Source organism: Streptomyces canarius (genome assembly GCF_014650735.1).
Lineage (GTDB): Bacteria > Actinomycetota > Actinomycetes > Streptomycetales > Streptomycetaceae > Streptomyces > Streptomyces olivaceoviridis.
Map to the genome: position 1 here is coordinate 29,351 of NZ_BMVN01000011.1, position 18,487 is coordinate 47,837.

General features: G+C 72.4%; 15 protein-coding genes and 1 pseudogene. 10 read left to right on the forward strand and 6 right to left on the reverse strand.

Annotation, left to right across the window (positions count from 1 at the left end; genetic code table 11):
• Position 1: 1 nt before the first annotated feature.
• Entirely contained in the window at positions 2-1,156 is a 1,155-nt protein-coding gene (locus IE294_RS17780; RefSeq protein ID WP_189887169.1) for a sensor histidine kinase, read from the forward strand.
• A 70-nt stretch (positions 1,157-1,226) separates the two neighbouring features.
• On the opposite strand, the gene IE294_RS17785 is transcribed toward IE294_RS17780, so the two are convergent.
• The 6 genes from IE294_RS17785 to IE294_RS17810 all read right to left on the reverse strand — a co-directional run bounded on the left by IE294_RS17785 (position 1,227) and on the right by IE294_RS17810 (position 7,925).
• Positions 1,227-2,216 carry an NAD-dependent epimerase/dehydratase family protein gene (locus IE294_RS17785; RefSeq protein ID WP_189887171.1) on the reverse strand — a complete coding sequence of 330 codons (990 nt, stop codon included), beginning with the start codon at positions 2,214-2,216 and terminating at the stop codon, positions 1,227-1,229.
• 93 nt (positions 2,217-2,309) lie between these two features.
• Complete coding sequence (locus IE294_RS17790; RefSeq protein ID WP_189887174.1) at positions 2,310-3,278, reverse strand: RNA polymerase sigma-70 factor; 969 nt, start codon at positions 3,276-3,278, stop codon at positions 2,310-2,312.
• Positions 3,279-3,422: 144 nt separating this feature from the next.
• Positions 3,423-4,820: a GH1 family beta-glucosidase gene (locus tag IE294_RS17795; protein WP_189887176.1), complete on the reverse strand. Its 1,398-nt coding sequence runs from the start codon at positions 4,818-4,820 to the stop codon at positions 3,423-3,425.
• 32 nt (positions 4,821-4,852) lie between these two features.
• Positions 4,853-5,680, reverse strand: a complete 828-nt coding sequence (locus IE294_RS17800; protein ID WP_189887178.1) for a carbohydrate ABC transporter permease — start codon at positions 5,678-5,680, stop codon at positions 4,853-4,855.
• A 5-nt stretch (positions 5,681-5,685) separates the two neighbouring features.
• Positions 5,686-6,639 carry a carbohydrate ABC transporter permease gene (locus tag IE294_RS17805; protein ID WP_189887180.1) on the reverse strand — a complete coding sequence of 318 codons (954 nt, stop codon included), beginning with the start codon at positions 6,637-6,639 and terminating at the stop codon, positions 5,686-5,688.
• Positions 6,640-6,650: 11 nt separating this feature from the next.
• Positions 6,651-7,925, reverse strand: coding sequence for an ABC transporter substrate-binding protein (locus tag IE294_RS17810; protein ID WP_189887182.1), 1,275 nt, complete (start codon positions 7,923-7,925; stop codon positions 6,651-6,653).
• 279 nt (positions 7,926-8,204) lie between these two features.
• On the opposite strand from IE294_RS17810, the gene yicI reads away from it, so the two are divergent.
• The 9 genes and pseudogenes from yicI (at position 8,205) to IE294_RS17845 (ending at position 18,429) form a co-directional block, all read left to right on the forward strand.
• Positions 8,205-10,475, forward strand: coding sequence for an alpha-xylosidase (gene yicI, locus IE294_RS17815; protein WP_189887184.1), 2,271 nt, complete (start codon positions 8,205-8,207; stop codon positions 10,473-10,475).
• A 93-nt stretch (positions 10,476-10,568) separates the two neighbouring features.
• Positions 10,569-11,183: a hypothetical protein gene (locus IE294_RS47640; protein WP_229917196.1), complete on the forward strand. Its 615-nt coding sequence runs from the start codon at positions 10,569-10,571 to the stop codon at positions 11,181-11,183.
• Positions 11,180-11,563 (forward strand): hypothetical protein, encoded by a 384-nt coding sequence (locus IE294_RS47645; protein ID WP_229917197.1) that lies wholly within the window; start codon positions 11,180-11,182, stop codon positions 11,561-11,563. Before IE294_RS47640 ends, IE294_RS47645 begins: the two co-directional genes overlap by 4 nt.
• 201 nt (positions 11,564-11,764) lie before the next feature.
• A pseudogene (locus IE294_RS17825) lies at positions 11,765-13,048 on the forward strand (MMPL family transporter); the annotation flags it as partial.
• 221 nt (positions 13,049-13,269) lie between these two features.
• A complete protein-coding gene (locus IE294_RS49680; RefSeq protein WP_373315830.1) occupies positions 13,270-13,557 on the forward strand; it encodes an ATP-binding protein in 288 nt (95 codons plus the stop codon).
• Positions 13,554-14,231 (forward strand): response regulator transcription factor, encoded by a 678-nt coding sequence (locus tag IE294_RS17830; RefSeq protein ID WP_189887188.1) that lies wholly within the window; start codon positions 13,554-13,556, stop codon positions 14,229-14,231. Before IE294_RS49680 ends, IE294_RS17830 begins: the two co-directional genes overlap by 4 nt.
• A 309-nt stretch (positions 14,232-14,540) precedes the next feature.
• The gene (locus tag IE294_RS17835) at positions 14,541-15,815 is read left to right on the forward strand and encodes a hypothetical protein (protein WP_189887190.1); all 1,275 of its coding nucleotides are present in this window, start codon (positions 14,541-14,543) and stop codon (positions 15,813-15,815) included.
• A 23-nt stretch (positions 15,816-15,838) separates the two neighbouring features.
• The gene (locus tag IE294_RS17840; protein ID WP_189887192.1) at positions 15,839-17,269 is read left to right on the forward strand and encodes a Dyp-type peroxidase; all 1,431 of its coding nucleotides are present in this window, start codon (positions 15,839-15,841) and stop codon (positions 17,267-17,269) included.
• Positions 17,266-18,429: a catalase family protein gene (locus IE294_RS17845; protein WP_189887193.1), complete on the forward strand. Its 1,164-nt coding sequence runs from the start codon at positions 17,266-17,268 to the stop codon at positions 18,427-18,429. The genes IE294_RS17840 and IE294_RS17845 overlap by 4 nt, the downstream gene beginning before the upstream one ends.
• Positions 18,430-18,487: the final 58 nt, after the last annotated feature.

Consider the following 18,487-nt stretch of genomic DNA (forward strand, 5'->3'; position numbering starts at 1 on the left):
CGTGCGCGACACCGTCCTCATCGCCCTGCTCGCCTTCGCCGGGGCCGCCGTCACGGGCCTGGCCGGGGCCGCCGCGCTCCGGCTGCTGCGGCGCCGCTCGCTCACCGTGTCCCTCGCCGTGATCGCGGCGGTCGGCGTGGGCGGCGTGCTCGCCGGCACCCTCGCCGTCGCCCGGGCGATGTTCCTGTCCCCCCACGACCTGACCGTGGTGACGACGGTCGTCGCCATGGCGGCCGTGGTCTCCCTGGCGACCGCGCTGGTACTGGGCCGCTGGGTCGTCGCCCGCAGTCACGAACTCGCCATGGCGGCACGGTCGTTCGGCGAGGCCGGCGACTTCGCCGCCCCCGCGGGCCCGGCCACCGCCGAACTGGCCGAACTGAGCCGCGAGCTGGCGGCCACCAGCGCGAGACTCGCCGAGTCCCGGGAACGGGAACGCCTGCTGGAGTCCTCACGCAGGGAACTCGTCGCCTGGATCTCCCACGACCTGCGCACCCCGCTCGCCGGTCTGCGCGCCATGTCGGAGGCCCTGGAGGACGGCGTCGCCGACGACCCCGACCGCTATCTGAAGCAGATCCGCACCGAGGTCGAGCGCCTCAACGGCATGGTCGGCGACCTCTTCGAACTCTCCCGCATCCACGCCGGCACGCTCCCGCTGAGCCCGTCCCGGATCTCGCTCTACGACCTCGTCGGCGACGCCCTCGCGGGAGCCGACCCGCTCGCCCGCGCCCACGGCGTACGGCTGGTCGGCGACCGGGTGGAGCCGGTCCCGGTCGAGGTCGACGCCAAGGAGATGAGCCGCGTCCTGGGCAACCTGCTGGTCAACGCCATCCGCCGGACGCCCGCCGACGGCACCGTAGCCGTCGCCGCCGAGCGCTCGCCCGACGGCGTGGTGCTCTCCGTCACGGACGGCTGCGGCGGCATCCCGGAGGAGGATCTGCCCCGCGTGTTCGACACCGGCTGGCGCGGCACCCACGCCCGCACCCCGCCGGCCGGCGCGGGCCTCGGCCTCGCCATCGTGCGCGGCATCGTGGAGGCCCACCAGGGCCGGGCCACCGTACACAACATCCCCGGCGGCTGCCGCTTCGAGGTCACGCTCCCGGCGGCCCCCCAGGGAAGACCTCCTCCGGCACGACACCCCCGGCCGGGGGACCGGTAGGTGCCGCGTCGAGGTCTTCGGCGGACGACGCCGGCCGGGCGGGGTCCGAAAGGGGGCGCCCCCGTCCCGGTCACCCCGAGGCCGCGAACTCCTGCATGCCCTCCTGGAAGCCGACCTCCGGCTTCCAGCCCAGTTCGGTCCGCAGGCGTGAGGAGTCGGCGGTGATGTGCCGTACGTCGCCCAGCCGGTACTCCCCGGTGACGACCGGCGCGGGACCGCCGTGGGCGTCGGCGAGCGCGCGGGCCATCTCCCCGACGGTGTGCGGCTCGCCGCTGCCGGTGTTGTACGCGGTCAGCGCGCCCGGCGCGGACCCCGCCTCCAGCGCCACGACGTTGGCCGCGGCCACGTCCCGGACGTGCACGAAGTCCCGGCGCTGCCGCCCGTCCTCGAAGACGCGGGGTGCCTCGCCCCGGGCGAGCGCGGACCGGAAGAAGGAGGCGACGCCGGCGTAGGGGGTGTCGCGGGGCATCCGGGGCCCGTACACGTTGTGGTAGCGCAGCGACACGGCGGACCCGCCGGTCGACCGGGCCCAGGCGGCGGCCAGGTGCTCCTGCGCCAGTTTGGTCGTGGCGTACACATTGCGCGGATCGGCCGGCGCGTCCTCGCCGACCAGCCCGGGGGGCGGCTCGGCGCCGCACACCGGGCACCTCGGCTCGAACCGCCCCGCGTCCAGATCGGCGACGGCCCGCGGACCCGGCCGTACGACCCCGTCGCGCGGGCACACGTACCGCCCCTCGCCGTACACGACCATCGACCCGGCCAGCACGAGGCGCCGTACCCCGGCCTCGGCCATGGCCGCGAGGAGTACGGCGGTGCCCAGGTCGTTGCGGGAGACGTACTCCGCCGCGTCCCCGAACCCGGCCCCGAGCCCGACCATCGCGGCCTGATGGCAGACGGCGTCCACACCGGCCACGGCCCGCGCGACCGCTACCGGATCCCGCACGTCGGCGGCCGGATCCGTACGCACGTCGAACACGACCGCCTCGTGCCCGCGCGCCGTCAGCGCCTCGACCACATGAGACCCGATGAACCCGGCGCCGCCGGTGACCAGTACCCGCATGCCCCCACGCTAGGCCCGCCGCCGCACCGGGCCGGGAGGCCGCGCCCGCACGTCACGACTCCGTAAGACGGGCGCGGGGCAGGGGGAGGCGGTTCAGCGGCGCAGGGCGGTCTCGCGGTCCATGCGCGACAGCTTCTCGGGGTTGCGGACGGCGTAGAGGCCGGTGACGCGGCCGTCGTCCAGGTGCGCCGCGATCACGGTGTCGATCCTGCCGTCGAGCCGGAAGAGCAGCGCCGGGTAGCCGTTGACCTCGGCGGGCTCCAGCGACGCGGCGGGGCCGAACCTGCTCAGCCCGGCGGCCAGCGAGGCGACCCGCTCCGCGCCCACGACCGGCACCGGCGCGGCCTCGGCGACTCCGCCGCCGTCGCCGAGGAAGACGACGTCGGGCGCCAGGATGTCGAGCAGCCCTTGCAGGTCGCCTGTTTCGACCGCCCGCCGGAACGCCTCCAGCGCGGTGCGGGTCTCGGCCGCGGAGACGGCTCCGCGAGGCCGGCGCGCCGCTACGTGCGCGCGTGCCCGGCGGGTGATCTGACGGACGGCGGCCTGGCTCTTGCCGACGGCCTCGGCGATCTCGTCGTACTCCACGCCGAACACCTCGCGGAGCACGAACACCGCCCGCTCGGTCGGCGTGAGCGTCTCCAGCACCAGCAGCATCGCCATCGAGACGCTGTCGGCCAGCTCGACGTCCTCGGCCACGTCGGGGGCGGTCAGCAGCGGCTCGGGCAGCCAGGGACCGACGTAGGACTCCTTGCGCCGGGCGAGCGCGCGCAGCCGGGCCAGCGCCTGGCGGGTGGCGATCCGGACCAGGTACGCCCGCTGGTTGCGCACCGTCTCCGGGTCGACGTCCGCCCAGCGCAGCCAGGTCTCCTGGAGGACGTCCTCGGCGTCGGCGGCCGAGCCCAGCATCTCGTAGGCGACGGTGAACAGCAGATTGCGGTGGGCGAGGAACGCCTCGGTCGGGGAGCCCGCGCGGCCCCCGCCGGCGAGGTGTCCGGCTCCGCCCGTCTCCCGCTCGCCCATGCCCGGCCCCCGCTTCTTCGCACTCGACTCCGCCACACCCACGAGACGCCGGCCCGCGCCGCCGTGTGACAGCCACCGCCGGTGGCGTGCGTCACAACCCGGCGAGACACCCTCAACGGCACCACCTGCGCGGCCGGCCGGGTGCGCGGGTGGTGCCATGACGCGGCGCCTGGCCGGGAACCCGCGTCACCCCCGCTGTGCGGCGATCATCGCCTTGTACCAGTGGTAGCTGTCCTTCGGTGTGCGTCGCTGGGTGTCGTAGTCGACCCGGACGATCCCGAAGCGCTTGTCGTAGCCGAGGGCCCACTCGAAGTTGTCCAGCAGCGACCAGACGTAGTAGCCGCGGACGTCGACGCCGGCGTCCATCGCGGCGCGCAGCGCGGTGAGGTGGTCGCGCAGGTAGGCCACCCGGTCGGTGTCGTGCACCGCGCCGTCGGCGGAGAGCGTGTCGTCCTCCGCCGAGCCGTTCTCCGTGATGTGGACCGGCGGCAGCGCGTCCCCGTACCGCTCCTTGAGCTGGACCAGCAGGTCGGTGAAGGAGCCGGGGACCACCGGCCAGTCCATCGCCGTGTGCCGCACGCCCGGCAGCCTGACCTCCGCGTAGCGGTTGTCCGTGGCCACCCGCCGTGCCGGGTCGGCCTCGCGGTGCGGGGCGTCGGCGACCACGATGGGCCGGTAGTAGTTGACGCCGAGGAAGTCCAGCGGCCGGGAGATCAGTTCCAGGTCGCCGTCCCGCCGGAAGTCCGCCCCGGTGATCAGCTCGCCCCAGGTCTCCTCCTCGGTGGCCGGGTAGCGGCCCGCGAGGATCGGCTCGGTCCACACCAGGTTGTGCTGGGTGTCGGCGCGGACCACGGCCGCGAGGTCGGCGGGGGAGTCGCCGGCCGGCAGATTGCGGTCGAGGTTGAGGGTGATGCCGACCTCGCGCACCCCGGCCGCCCGCAGCGCCCCGACCGCCAGGCCGTGGCCGACCAGCAGGTGGTGCGCGGCGGCCAGCGCGCCCCGGCCCTCCTGGGCGCCGGGCGCGTGCCGGCCCACGGAGTAGCCGAGGAAGGCGCTGCACCACGGCTCGTTGAGGGTGATCCAGCGCGGCACCCGGTCGCCCAGGTGCCCGGCCACGACGGCCGCGTACTCGGCGAACCGCTCCGCCGTCTCCCGCACCCGCCAGCCGCCCCGGTCTTCGAGCGCCTGCGGCAGGTCCCAGTGGTAGAGGGTGGCGGCCGGCTCGATACCGGCCGCGAGCAGCTCGTCGACGAGCCGGGAGTAGAAGTCCAGCCCCTTGGAGTTCACCGGGCCGGAGCCGTCGGGCACGATCCGCGGCCAGGCGATCGAGAAGCGGTACGAGTCCACGCCCAGGTCGCGCAGCAGCGCCACGTCCTCCCGGTAGCGGTGGTAGTGGTCGCAGGCCACGTCTCCGGTGTCGCCGTTCGCCGTCCGGCCCGGCGTGTGGCTGTAGGTGTCCCAGATCGACGGCCCGCGGCCGTCCTCCCGCGCCGCGCCCTCGATCTGGTACGAGGCGGTCGCGGCGCCGAAGACGAAGCCGGGCGGGAACTCGGGGAAGCCGGTGGTGTCGGGGAAGTCAGTCATGGAGGCCGTTTCCAGGTGTGCGGTGGGGCGGGTCACTTGACGGAACCGCCGGTGATGCCGGCGGCGATGTACTTCTGGGCGAGCACGAGCAGGATCGCCGCCGGCACCGCGGACAGCACGGACGCGGCCATCACCGAGCCCCAGTCGCCGACGTGGGCGCCGATGTACTGGTAGATGCCCAGCGTGACCGGCTTGACGTCGTCGGTGGTGTTCAGCGTGAGCGCGAACATGAAGTCGCTCCACGAGAAGAGGAAGGCGAACAGCCCCGACGTGATCAGCGAGTTGCGGCTCATCGGCAGCACCACCCGCAGGAACGTCCGCACCGGCCCGGCGCCGTCCATCTGCGCCGCCTCGATCACCTCGCCCGGGACCGACACCATGAAGGACCGCATCAGCACGATCGAGAACGGGATGCCGAGCGAGGCGTCCGCCAGCATCAGGCCGAAGTAGGAGTTGACCAGGCCGAGGTCGACGTACGAGTTGTAGAGCGCGTTGGCGATGACGATGCCCGGCACCATCTGGGTGATCAGCGTGCCGAACACGATCGTCCGGGAGCCGCGCAGGCCGAACCGGGCCAGCCCGTAGGCGGCCGGGGCGGAGACCGCCAGGCAGATGACGACCGCGCCGAGCGAGACGACCAGCGAGGTCAGCAGGTGACCGCCCTGGTCGTCCAGGGCCTTGGAGAAGCCGGACAGGTCCAGGCTGCCGGGCACCGGGTCGACCTGGAGCAGACCCGAGGCGGGCTGGAGCGCGGTGTTGAGCATCCAGTACAGCGGGAACAGCATCACGCACAGGATGAGCACACCGGCGACGGTGGAACCCCAGCGGCGCCCGGATGTCGTGGGCGTGCGAGCGGCCATGGAGGTCACTTCCCCTCGGTGCGGTTGGCCCGCAGGTAGAACACCGCGAACACCGCGGAGACAAGGATGAGTACGTTGCCGACGACCGCGCCCGCGCCGAAGTCCAGCCGGACGAACGAGTTCTGGTAGGTCAGCGTGCCCAGGGTCTGGGTGGCGTCGGCCGGGCCGCCGTCGGTGAGCGCGAGGATCAGGTCGAGGATCTTCACCGTCGACATGAAGCCCAGCACGAGGACGACCGTGATCACCGGCTTGAGCATCGGCAGGGTGATGGAGCGGAAGGTCCGCCAGGCCGGGGCGCCGTCCAGGGAGGCCGCCTCGTACAGCTCCTTGGGGATCTCCTGGAGACCGCCGTAGAGGATGACCATGTTGAACGGGATGCCGATCCAGATGTTGACGAGGATCACCGACAGCAGGGCCATGCCGGGACTGGTCAGCCACGGGGTGTGGCCGCCGAGGCCGAGCGTGTCCAGGAACGAGTTCAGGACGCCCGTGTCCTGGTCGAGGATGCGGCGCCACACGATGCCGGACACCACCATGGGCACCAGCCAGGGCAGCAGGATCAGCGACCGCAGGACGCCGTTGAGCGGGAAGCGGCGGCTGAAGAACACCGCGAGCGCGAGCCCGATGCAGAACTGGCCGAGCAGCGAGCCGGCGGTGAAGACCAGGGTGTGCCAGAGCGCCTTGCCGAACAGCGGGTCCTGGAACACGTTCGACCAGTTGTCGGCGCCGTTGAAGGGCGCGTCCCCGGTGAAGAACGTCTTCGGGGTGAAGTGCTGGAAGCTCATCACGACGTTGCGGACGAGCGGATAGCCGAAGAACAGCAGCATGAAGACGACCGCGGGGGCGACGAACCCCCACTGGGCCAGTCTGCGGCGGCGGCGCAGCCGGGCCGGGTCCGGCGCGGCGGCCGTCCGGGACGCCTTCCCGGGCGCTTGGGCGGTGACGATGGACGTGGTCATGGTGGCTTACCTCAGTTCCCGCTCGTGGCCCGCTGCTGGGCGCGCTTCAGGGCGGCCTCGCTGGACTGGCCGGTCAGGGCGGACTGGAAGGCGCTCTGGAGGGCGAGCGACACACTCGGCCAGCCGGCGCCGAGCTTGGCGGTCCGGGACCGGGCGGCGGCCACCTGGTCGGCGAGCGCGTCCAGCTCGGGCACCCGCGTGCGCCACACGGCGGCGGCCTTGGCGTTCGCCGGGACCATCCAGCTGTTGAGCGCGTAGGTCAGCTGTTCCTTCCGGCTCGCCAGACAGGCGACGATCTCGCCCGCCCGCTTCTCCCGGGCCTTGTCACCGGTGTCGGGCACGGTGAGCACGGCACCGCCGAGCGGGCCGACGGAGGGCGCGCCCGCCCGGGGGACCGGGATCTTGGCGATGCCCCAGTGCAGCGACTTCTTCGTGTTGAGCGTCTCGACCTGCCAGGGGCCGTTGATCATCATCGCCGCGTTGCCGGCCATGAACTGGTCGTTGACGTCCGCCTGCGTCCAGCTGACCGTCGACTTCGACAGCGAGCCGTCCGCCAGCAGGGCCTTCCAGTAGTCGAGCGCCCCGACGACCTGCGGGCTGTCCAGCCTGGTCTCGTCGCCGCCGTTGGACCACATGAACGGCGTGAACTGGAAGACGCCGTCCTCCGCGCCGCCCGCGCTGAGCGCCAGTCCGTACCGCTTGCCCCCGGTGAGCTTCTTCGCGGCCTTGCGCAGCTCGTCCCACGTGGCGGGGACCTTCACACCGGCCTGGTCCAGGATGTCCTTGTTGTAGAACAGCGCCAGGGTGTTCACCGACCGGGCCGCGCCGTAGTACGTCCCCTTGTAGGAGCCGAAGTTCACGATGCCCTCGGGGATGTCCCGGGTGCTCAGGCCGAGCGTCTTGAGGTCGACCAGGCCGCCCGCCTCGGCGAACGTCGGCATCTCCGAGGCGTCGAACTGGACGATGTCGGGCAACGACTTCGACGACGCCATGCGCAGCGCCTTCGTCATCACCTGCGCGGCCGGGACGCTCTGCTGCTCGATGGTGACGCCGAGCCGCTTGCCGCAGCGGGCCATCGCCTCGGCGTCCCAGCGGTGGTAGGTCTCGTCGGTCGACGAGTTCATCACGGTGTAGACGTCGCCGTCACGCTGCTGACCGCATCCGGTCAGGGCTGCCCCGGCGACCAGGACCGACACGGCGGTGAGTGGTGCCACGGTCCTGCGGGAGCGTCCCCGGCGCCTGGCGACCGGGGACCTCTCAGGAATGCGATTGAAGCGCTTCGACATGCTGCGGCCCTTGCTGTCGTGTGCCCGGCTTCGTCGCCGGGGCTTTTGTTTGGCCTGATGACTAATACGTCAATCCCGGGTGTCACGCTAGACCCCCAAGCGTGTTCATCCGGGCACGCAGCGAAGTGGCATGCGCTCACTCGATTAAAAAAGTGCAGGTCACAGCATATGTAGCCGCCCGAAGCGCGCTTGACAACGATTTCTTCTGTGTACGATCAACCCGCCGGGCGACAGCCTCCGCCGTCCCCGCCGAACAGCCCCGCTCCCCCGAGGAAGACCATGAAGTTCACCAACGGGTTCTGGCGCATCCGCGACGGTGTCCAGGTCGCGTACGCCACCGAGGCGCGCGACGTGCGCGTCGAATCGAAGCGCTTCACCGCCTATGCCTCCGTGCAGAAGGTGACGCGCAGAGGGGACACGCTCAACGCGCCGCTCCTCACCGTCGACTGCTTCTCACCCGCCGAGGGCGTCATCGGCGTGCGGGTCACCCACCACGCCGGCAAGCGCCGCCCCGGGCCGGACTTCGCCCTCGCGGCCGAGCCCGGCGGTGCGGGCGAGGTCCGCCGGGACGGCGCCGTCACCGAGCTGACCAGCGGCCCGCTGACCCTGCGCCTGGACCGGGCCGCCCCGTGGTCGCTGACCTTCCACGACGCGGACGGGCGGGAGCTGACCCGGGCGGGCCGCAAGGGCACCGCCTTCGCCACCACCGACGACGGCGCCCACCACGTCCTCACCCAGCTCGCGCTCGGCGTCGGCGAGCAGGTCTACGGCCTCGGCGAGCGCTTCACGCCGTTCGTGAAGAACGGCCAGGTGGTCGACATCTGGCAGGCCGACGGCGGCACCAGCAGCGAGCAGGCCTACAAGAACATCCCCTTCTACCTGTCCTCACGCGGCTACGGCGTCTTCGTCAACCACCCCGGCGCGGTCTCCTTCGAGGTCGGCTCCGAGGCCGTCGGCCAGGTGCAGTTCAGCGTCGAGGACCAGACGCTGGAGTACTACGTCGTCGCGGGCCCCACCCCGAAGGACGTCCTCACCCGCTACACCGCCCTCACCGGCCGCCCGGCCCTGCCGCCCGCCTGGTCCTTCGGGCTGTGGCTGACCACGTCCTTCACCACGGACTACGACGAGCAGACGGTGACGTCGTTCGTGGACGGCATGGCCGAGCGCGGCATCCCGCTGTCCGTCTTCCACTTCGACTGCTTCTGGATGCGCGAGTACCAGTGGTGCGACTTCGAGTGGGACCCCGAGGTCTTCCCCGATCCCGAGGGCATGCTCGCCCGGCTGAAGGCCAAGGGCCTGAAGGTCAGCGCCTGGATCAACCCCTACATCGCGCAGAAGTCCCCGCTGTTCGAGGAGGCCGCCGCGCTCGGGCACCTGGTGCGCCGGCCGGACGGTGACGTGTGGCAGTGGGACCTGTGGCAGGCCGGCATGGGACTGGTCGACTTCACCAGCCCCGACGCCCGCGCCTGGTTCCAGTCCAAGCTGAAGCCGCTGCTGGACCAGGGCGTGGACTGCTTCAAGACGGACTTCGGCGAGCGCATCCCCACCGACGTCGTCTGGCACGACGGCTCCGACCCGGAGCGGATGCACAACTACTACACCCACCTGTACAACCAGACCGTGTTCGAACTCCTCGAAAAGGAGCGCGGGCAGGGCGAGGCCGTGCTCTTCGCCCGCTCCGCGACGGCGGGCGGTCAGCAGTACCCCGTGCACTGGGGCGGCGACTGCTGGTCGTCCTTCGAGGCCATGTCCGAGTCGCTCCGGGGCGGCCTGTCCCTGTCGCTGAGCGGCTTCGGGTTCTGGAGCCACGACATCGGAGGCTTCGAGGGCACGCCCGACCCGGCGGTCTTCAAGCGCTGGCTGGCCTTCGGCCTGCTGTCCTCCCACAGCCGGCTGCACGGATCGTCGTCCTACCGGGTGCCGTGGGCGTTCGGCGAGGAGGCCGTCGACGTCGCCCGGCGGTTCACCCTGCTCAAGCACCGCCTCATGCCCTACCTGTACGGCGCCTCCGTCGAGGCCCACCGCACCGGCGTCCCCGTGATGCGGCCCATGGTCCTGGAGTTCCCGCACGACCCGGCCTGCCGCCCCCTCGACCGCCAGTACATGCTGGGCGCCGACCTCCTGGTCGCCCCGGTGTTCAGCGAGGACGGCGAGGTGGAGGTCTACCTCCCCGAGGGCACCTGGACCCACCTCCTCAGCGGCGAGCGGGTCACCGGCCCGGTGTGGCGCACCGAACGGCACGGCTACGACAGCCTTCCGCTCTACGTCCGCGAGGGCGCCGTGCTGCCGCTGGCCACCGACGACCAGCGCCCCGACGGCGACTGGCTCGACGACCTGGTCCTGCTGGTCCACCCGCCGGCCGCGGCGACGTACACCCGTCAGGTCGCCGTCCCCGACCTGACGGGTGCGCCGGCCGCGGTGTTCCGCGTCCGCCGTGACGGCGACCTGCTGCGCGTCACCGTGGAGGGCACCGACCGCCCCTTCACCGTGCGCGTCGCCGGCGGAGCGAGCGCCGGGGGCACGGGAGAGGTGACGGTCCCGCTGCACTGACCGCGGAGCCCCGCGAGGTCCACGGCGGCGGTGACCGGAGCCCCGGCCACGGCCGCCGCCCCGGGTGTCAGTGGCCGCGGCTACAGTCCCGGCATGGTGCAGGAGAGGGTCCTGCGAGGGTACTTACTGGAAGAGGTCGTCGCCTGGCTCCTGCGGTCGAGCGGGTACGAGTTGCTCTCCGCGGCGGACGACAAGGAGACGAACCCCGCACACCGCGTCCTCGAACAACGGCCCAGCGGGCTGGCCGTGCGCGGCCGGGGCGCTTGGCACCAGGCGGACGCGCTCGGGGAGTTCCGGTACGTACCGCCGTTCTCGCTGCCGGTCCGGCTCTTCGTGGAGGCCAAGTTCACCGGCAGGAACGTCAGGCTGCCCACGGTGCGCAACGGCCACGGAGTGGTGCACGACGTCAACGAGAACATGGTCACGTCGGTCCATGGCACCGAACCGAGCCGGCCCCGGCCGCGCTACCACTACAGCTACGCCGTCTTCTCCACCGCCGGCTTCAACCGGGAGGCCCAGCGCGTCCACCAGGCGCTCGACGCGCTCCCCCCCCGGCGACCCGGCCACGGGTGTACGGGGTGCGCGGCCACCTCCGCCGGCGGCTCCTCCAAGTCGCCGGCGACAACGGCTACTTCCGCTACGGCGACGAGACGCCCGCCCTGCCCCCGGACGTCGCCCGGCCGCTGGACGAGATCGCCGAGCGCGTGACGAGCCGGCGGACGCCGGGGCTGGTGCTCGCCTTCCCCTCGGCTCCCTTCGTCCTCGGCCTGGCCTCCGAGAACCTCCATGCCTTCGTCGGCCACGCCCGTCGGCACCCCATCCACACCGTGCACCTGCGCAGGCTCCCGCGGACCGCGTCCCATCCGGTGTGGCAGATCCGCCCCGCCGAGGACCCCGATGCCTACGCCATGACGTTCAGCCTGCCCGAGCAGGTTGAAACATGGATCCGGGCGCAGGAGGAGACCGTCAACGACCGCGCCCGCTGGATCAAGCGCCATGTGCTGTCGACCATGACGGTCTACTGGCTGGACGGCGACCACACCCTCGCCTTCCCACTGCGGTACACCCCGGCCGCACTGCGCGCGTGACCGGCGGACGGGCGCGGTGGCCGGCCCCGGGAAGCCGGTACCGGGCACGGCCGGCCGTACCGGTGTCCTACCCGAGGAGGAGACGGCGCCGCTTCTGGTGCCGTGACACGAGGCGGAACTGCGTGTAAGCGCACGACGACATCCAGTCGGCCGGCGATGAGGCTGGAGCGGTACCCGATTCCCACCTGGAGTTACCGACTCGTGGCTACCCTCCTCTACCGTTTGGGCCGCGCCGCCTTCCGGCGGCGCTGGTCCGTTCTCCTCGTCTGGGCGGCGGTGCTGGTCGCCGTCGGCGCGGGCGCCGCCGCGGCGCCGTCCGCCAGTGACAGTGACACGTCCTTCATGCCGGGGATCGAGGCGCAGAAGGCGTTCGATCTGATGGAGCAGCGCTTCCCGGGAACGAACGGCAACGCGGCCAGTGCCCGGATCGTGTTCGTCGCACCTCACGGAGAGAAGGTGACCGCGGCGGACAAACGGCACGTCATCGACGCCTTCGTGGCCGAGGCGGGCAAGGGCGCCCAGGTCGCGAGCGCGGTGAGCCCGTTCCGGGCCGCCGCCGTGAGCAAGGACGCCACGATGGCGTACGCGACCGTCACCTACCAGGTGCCGGCCCACGATCTCACCGACGCCGGCAAGACGGCCCTGCAGCACGCCATCGACCAGGCGCGCGACGGCGGCATGACGGTCGAGGCCGGCGGCAGCGCGCCGGCCACCCAGCCGTCCGCGGGCGGATCCTGCGAGATGATCGGCATGGCCCTCGCCGCCGTGGTCCTGGTGATGACCTTCGGCTCGCTGGCGGCCGCCGGCCTCCCGCTGCTCACGGCCATCGCCGGGGTGGGCATCAACATGGCCGCCATCACGGCGCTCTCCAGCACGTTCGGCCTGTCGGCGACGTCCGGGACGCCGGCGTCCATGCTCGGCCTCGCGGTCGGCGTCGACTACGCGCTGTTCGTCGTCTCCCGCTACCGCGAGGAGCGGGCCAAGGGGCACGCCCCGCAGGAAGCGGCGGGTCTCGCCGCCGGTACCGCGGGCTCGGCCGTCGTCTTCGCCGGTCTCACGGTCGTCATAGCCCTGGCGGGCCTGTCGGTGATCGGTGTCCCGGTGCTGACCAAGACGGGTCTGTGCGCCGCGGGCGCGGTCGTCGTCGGTGTCCTGGTCGCACTGACCCTGATCCCGGCCCTCCTGGGGTTCTGGCCGGGTGCGGTCCTCTCCCGCCGGGCCCGCGGGAAGGGCGCGCGGACAGAGACGCGCAAGGCGAACGGGGGGAGCCGTTGGGCGCGGTTCGTGCTGCGCCGGCCCGTCACCGTCGTGCTCGTCGCAGTGGTCGGCCCGGTCACCGTCGCGGTGCCGGTGGCGGAGCTGCGTCTGGGCATGCCGGGTGACGAGTCCAAGCCGACGTCGACCACGGAGCGCCGCGCGTACGACGACCTGTCCAAGGGGTTCGGCGCCGGGTTCAACGGTCCGCTGACGATCGTCGTGGACGCCTGGAGGCGTCCACCACCGCCTCCGCCCTGCGGGAACTCAAGGCCACCGTCGGCCTCCTGCGCCAGGAAGCCGATACAGAGTCCCCTCTGGGACCGGCCCCGGGACTCGACCGGCTCCAGGAGCTGGCGGACGCCTTCGGCAAGGCGGGCCTCCCTGTAGACGTCACCGTCGAGGGCATCCCGCGCCCGCTGTCCCCGAGCACCGACCTGACCGCCTTCCGTATCCTCCAGGAGGCGCTCACCAACGTCACGAAGCACGCCGGGACCCGGACCGCCCGCGTACGCCTGGGGTACGCCCCGGACCGGCTGACACGCACGGTCGGCGACGCGGGCCCGGCCGCCGCCGCACCGGCCCGGTCCGCCACGGGCTTCGGCCTCGTCGGCATGCGGGAACGCGCCCACTCCCTCGGCGGCACCCTCACCGCGGGGCCGCGTCCGGACGGCGGGTTCGACGTCACCTGCGTACTGCCCCTGGACCGCACCACCTCACCAGAAGACACCGCACCATGACGATCCGCGTCCTCCTCGCCGACGACCAGGCCCTGCTGCGGGCCACCTTCCGCATCCTCGTCGACTCGACCCCGGACCTGACCGTCGTCGGCGAGGCCGCGGACGGCCGTGAGGCGATCGACCTCACCCGCGCCCACCACCCGGACGTCGTCCTGATGGACGTCCGCATGCCGGGCACCGACGGCTTGGCCGTCACCGCGGAGATCTGCGCGGACCCCGCTCTCTCGGACGTCCGGGTGCTCATCCTGACCACCTTCGAGAACGACGCGTACGTCGCCCAGGCGCTGCGGGCCGGCGCGAGCGGCTTCCTCGGCAAGGACGTCAGCGCCGAGGCCCTCCTCGCGGGGATCCACACGGTGGCCGCGGGAGACGCCCTGCTGTCGCCCACGGCCACCCGGGCGCTCATCACCCGTTTCCTCGCCGCACCCGACCCCGGCGGCGGCCCTGCTCCCGTGGCCGGCCTCACCGCGCTCACGCAGCGCGAGCGCGAGGTCATGGCCCTGGCCGCCCACGGGAAGTCCAACGCGGAGATCGCCGAGATGCTCGTCCTCAGTCCGCTGACGGTACGCAGCCACATCCAGCGGGCGATGGCCAAACTGGACGCGCGGGACCGTGCCCAGCTGGTGGTGATCGCGTACCGGTCCGGCCTGGTGAGTGCCGGACCAGGAGCCTGACGCACGCCTCCTGATCGCACGGTGGCGGGAACCTCGTAGAACAGCAACCGTCTGAAGAGCCGGCACGGCTGACGACGGTTCAGTCATCCTTGGCGGGCCTGCCCCTCATACCCATTCGTGCGCGCGCAAAGTGCGGCTGTCGCATCGCGGGGCTGTCGGGATGCCGGGGACGGACGGGCGGAAATAGGATGGTCGTAGCACGTGATTCCGTGCACCGTCGCTCGATCGAGGTGCGAAGTCCTTGATCCCAGCCTGACGTTCCGCGACGCGTGGACCCGAGGTCCTGAGCGGAGGCGGAGGTGCTTGAAGATGCCGTATCAGACGGCGGTCACCGTCCAGGCCGCCCTGCCGCCGGATCGGGTCGCCGAGGTGCGGGAACTGCTGCACGAGGCCGGCCGGAAGAGCGCGGCCGGTGAGTTGTTCCCCTTCGCGGAGATACCGGGCGTTCACTTCGCCCGCGTCGTCCTCGTCCCCGAGGGACCCGGCGGCGCCCCAGCGGACATGCCACCCAGCGTCGTGTACATGAGCGAGGTGGACGGGCCCGTCGAAGCGCACCTCGCCGATCTCGTCCGCACGGCGGGCGACGGCCTGGACCGGGTGTTCGGGCACTGCGCCGGATATCCGGCAGCGGGCTCCCCGGATGCCGCGCGGATCGACTGGCTGCGTGCCCACGAGGTGCCCTGTGCCGCCTTCTACGTCAACACCGTCGGCAGGGGACGGCAGCAGATCGAGCAGGAGGCCCTGCTGCGCGAGGTGATCGAGGAATTCCTCGACCGGAACGGACCGGCCCTGGCCGGCCGGAGCCCCGTGGAGATCAGGGCCGCCGTCCGGGACTACGTCGGCGGCCGAGAGGACCTGGCCTGGGCCCGCACCGGGCCCGCGCCGCCCCCGCTCGGCGGGCGCATCCGCCGGGCCGCCCACCTGGTCGGGGTTCCGCTGGCCGCCGTGGGGCTGCTGCCGCTGCTCCTGAGCGCCCTGCCGGCCTGGGTCGTCCTGCTCAGGATGCACGAACGCCGCGATGTCCCCGACCACGCCCGTCCGAGCCACGACCGCACACGCGAACTCGCGGCCTGCGAGGACTTCGTGGCGCAGAACCCGTTCACCGCCGTCGGCTCCCTCAAGACCGGCCCGTTCCGGCGGATCACGCTCACCGCCGTCCTGTTCGTCGTGGACTACGGCGTCCGCCACGTCTTCGACCGGGGGAACCTCGCCGGGGTCAAGACGATCCACTTCGCGCGCTGGCTGTTCGTCGACGGGAAGCGGCGGGTGATCTTCGCCAGCAACTACGACGGCAGCCTGGAAAGCTACATGGACGACTTCATCGACAAGGTGGCCTGGGGGCTCAACGCCGTCTTCAGCAACGGCCGCGGCTATCCGCGGGTGCGCTGGCTCGTGCTGGACGGAGCCAGGGACGAGCAGGCATTCAAGAACTACCTGCGGTGCCACCAGGTGCCGACGCAGGTCTGGTACTCCGCGTACGACACGTCGACCGCGCACGACCTCGACACCAACGCCCGCATCCGGGCCGGCCTCTTCGGGGACCTCGGCCCCGCGGAGACGGAGGCCTGGCTCGCCCTGTTCTGAAGGCCCGAAGGAAGGGTGACACCATGACGACGCCACTGGAACTCGACGACATCCAGGGCCTGGTCACCCGCGGCTACCGCACCCTGACGTCGGCCTGCTTCCTGGTGCTCGCCACCGCCGGGCCGGCGGCCACCGCCCGGGCCGCGCTGGGGCGGCTGGCGCCCCGCGTGACGAACGGCCTCTCCGGCCCCCCGGACACCGCCGTCAACGTGGCCCTCACCGCGGACGGCCTGCGACGCCTGGGACTGGAGCCCCCCGGACTGGACGGATTCCCGTACGAGTTCGTCGTAGGCATGACCGACCCCGATCGCAGCCGCTTCCTCGGGGACGTCGGGGAGAACGCCCCCCGGCACTGGCGGTGGGGCGGCCCGGCCGGCCCGCCGGTGCACGTCCTGGTGATGCTCTACGCGCGCGACGGGCAACGGCTGCGGCAACTGGAGGCCGAGACGCGCCGGGAGGTCCTGGTCCCCGGCGCGTTCACCGAGACCGCGCGGCTGGGCACCGCCGAGCTGACCGACCGTGAGCCCTTCGGCTTCCGCGACGGCATCTCCCAGCCCCTCGTCGAGGGGCTGCCCAAGGCGGCGCTCGCGGCCGGTGACGGGGGCACGGACGGTGAACAGGTGGTCAGGGCCGGGGAGTTCGTCCTCGGCTACCCCAACGAGTACGGGCTGCTGACGGACCGCCCGCTGCTGCCGACCCGCCACGACCCCGTCGGCGTGCTGCCCAGCGCCCCGGAGGGCGGCGCGGACTTCGGGCGCAACGGCAGCTACCTGGTCTTCCGGCAACTCCGCCAGGACGTCGAGGCCTTCCGGGACTACCTCGACGCGGAGACACGCCGCCCCGACGGCAGCAGCGACCCCGCCGCACAGCAGGCGCTCGCCGCGCGCATGGTGGGGCGCTGGCCCGGCGGCGCTCCTCTGGTCCGGGCGCCCGAGCACGACGACCCCGCGCTGGCCACGGACAACGGCTTCGGCTACCACGCCACGGACCCGGCCGGTCTGCGCTGTCCGCTCGGCGCCCACATCCGCCGGGCCAACCCCCGCGACTCCCTCGACCCCCGCCCCGGTTCCGCCGATTCGGTCGCCGTCGGACGCCGCCACCGGCTGCTCCGCCGCGGCCGGCCCTACGGTCCCGACGGCACGGGAGACGGCCCGGACGCACACGGACTGCACTTCCTCGCACTGAACGCCAACATCTCCCGCCAGTTCGAGTTCATCCAGCACACCTGGCTCGACAACCCGAACTTCAACGGACTCCACGACGGCCCCGACCCGATCGTCGCGCCGCGCCAGGAACGCCGTACGACCTTCACCGAGCAGGGCAGGCCCTTCCGCACCCGCCACGTCGGCCTTCCGCAGTTCGTCACCGTGCAGGGCGGCGCCTACTTCTTCCTGCCGGGCCTGAAGGCGCTGCACTACCTCTGCACGGCCGTACCCGAGGGCGGGCGGCAGTGAACGCCGGGCAGCGGCTCAACGACGCGGTCCTGGGGTGCGTCCTGCTGGAGCGGCGCATCGACGTCTACGTGCGCCCGCTGTTCGACCGGACCCTGCTGCGTCCCCTCCAGGCCGCCGTGCAGTGGTGCGTCAACGTACGCCGCCCGGACGAGCACCTGGGCCTCGCCGAAGAGCGGGCCGTGCCGGGCGAGGCGGCGGTCGCCGAGGCCATCGCACAGCAGATGGCCCGCTTCGTCCGGCGCCAGTACCGGCCGGGGGAGGCCCAACGGGCGGGCAACACCAAGACGTACGGGGTCGTCCACGCGGACTTCACCGTCCGCGACGACCTGCCCGCACGGCTGCGGCACGGCGTGTTCCGGACCCCCGCCACCTACCGCGCCTGGGCCCGCTTCGCCGGTCCCGGCCCCCTCGCGCCGCCCGACATCAAGGACAACGGGATCCTCAGCATCGGCGTCAAACTCCTCGGCGTCGACGGCGAGAAGCTGCTCGACGACGAGCGGTGGACCCAGGACTTCACCGGCATCAGCGCGCCGACCTTCACCACGCCCGACGTCGTCGAGAACCTCAGGCTGCAACGGCACGTCTTCGCGGGAACCCCGGTCCTGTACTTCCTCGACCCCTCCCACCCGCACCTCTGCGACATGATCATGCAGGGGCTGTACGCCAAGACCCAGACCAGCCCGCTGGAGGCCCGGTACTGGAGCTGCGCACCGTACCTCCTCGGGGCGGGACAGGCCATGCAGTACTCCTTCGTGCCCCGCGAGGCCACCCGCAGCCGGGTGCCCCGGCACCCGCCCGACGACTACCTGTCGCAGGGCCTGGCCGCCGCACTGCGGGAACGCGACGTCTCCTTCGACTTCCTCGTCCAGGTGCAGACGGACGCCCACCGGATGCCGGTCGAGAACGCGTCCGTGGTGTGGCCCGAACGCCTCTCGCCGTTCGTGCCGGTGGCCACCCTGCGCCTGCTCCGGCAGGAGTGTGATCCGGCGGAGCAGTTCGCCCGTGCCGACCGGCTGTCCTTCAACCCCTGGCACGCCCTGCCCGAACACCGGCCGCTGGGCAACCAGAACCGTGCCCGCCGCACGATCTACCTGCGGCTCGCGCGGCTCAGACAGACCATGAACGGCACGCCGCACCAGGAGCCCGGAGAGGAGGAATGACGGGCCGGCGACCGCCCGCGGCCCCGACGCGCGCATCACGACCGCTTCCCATATCGTA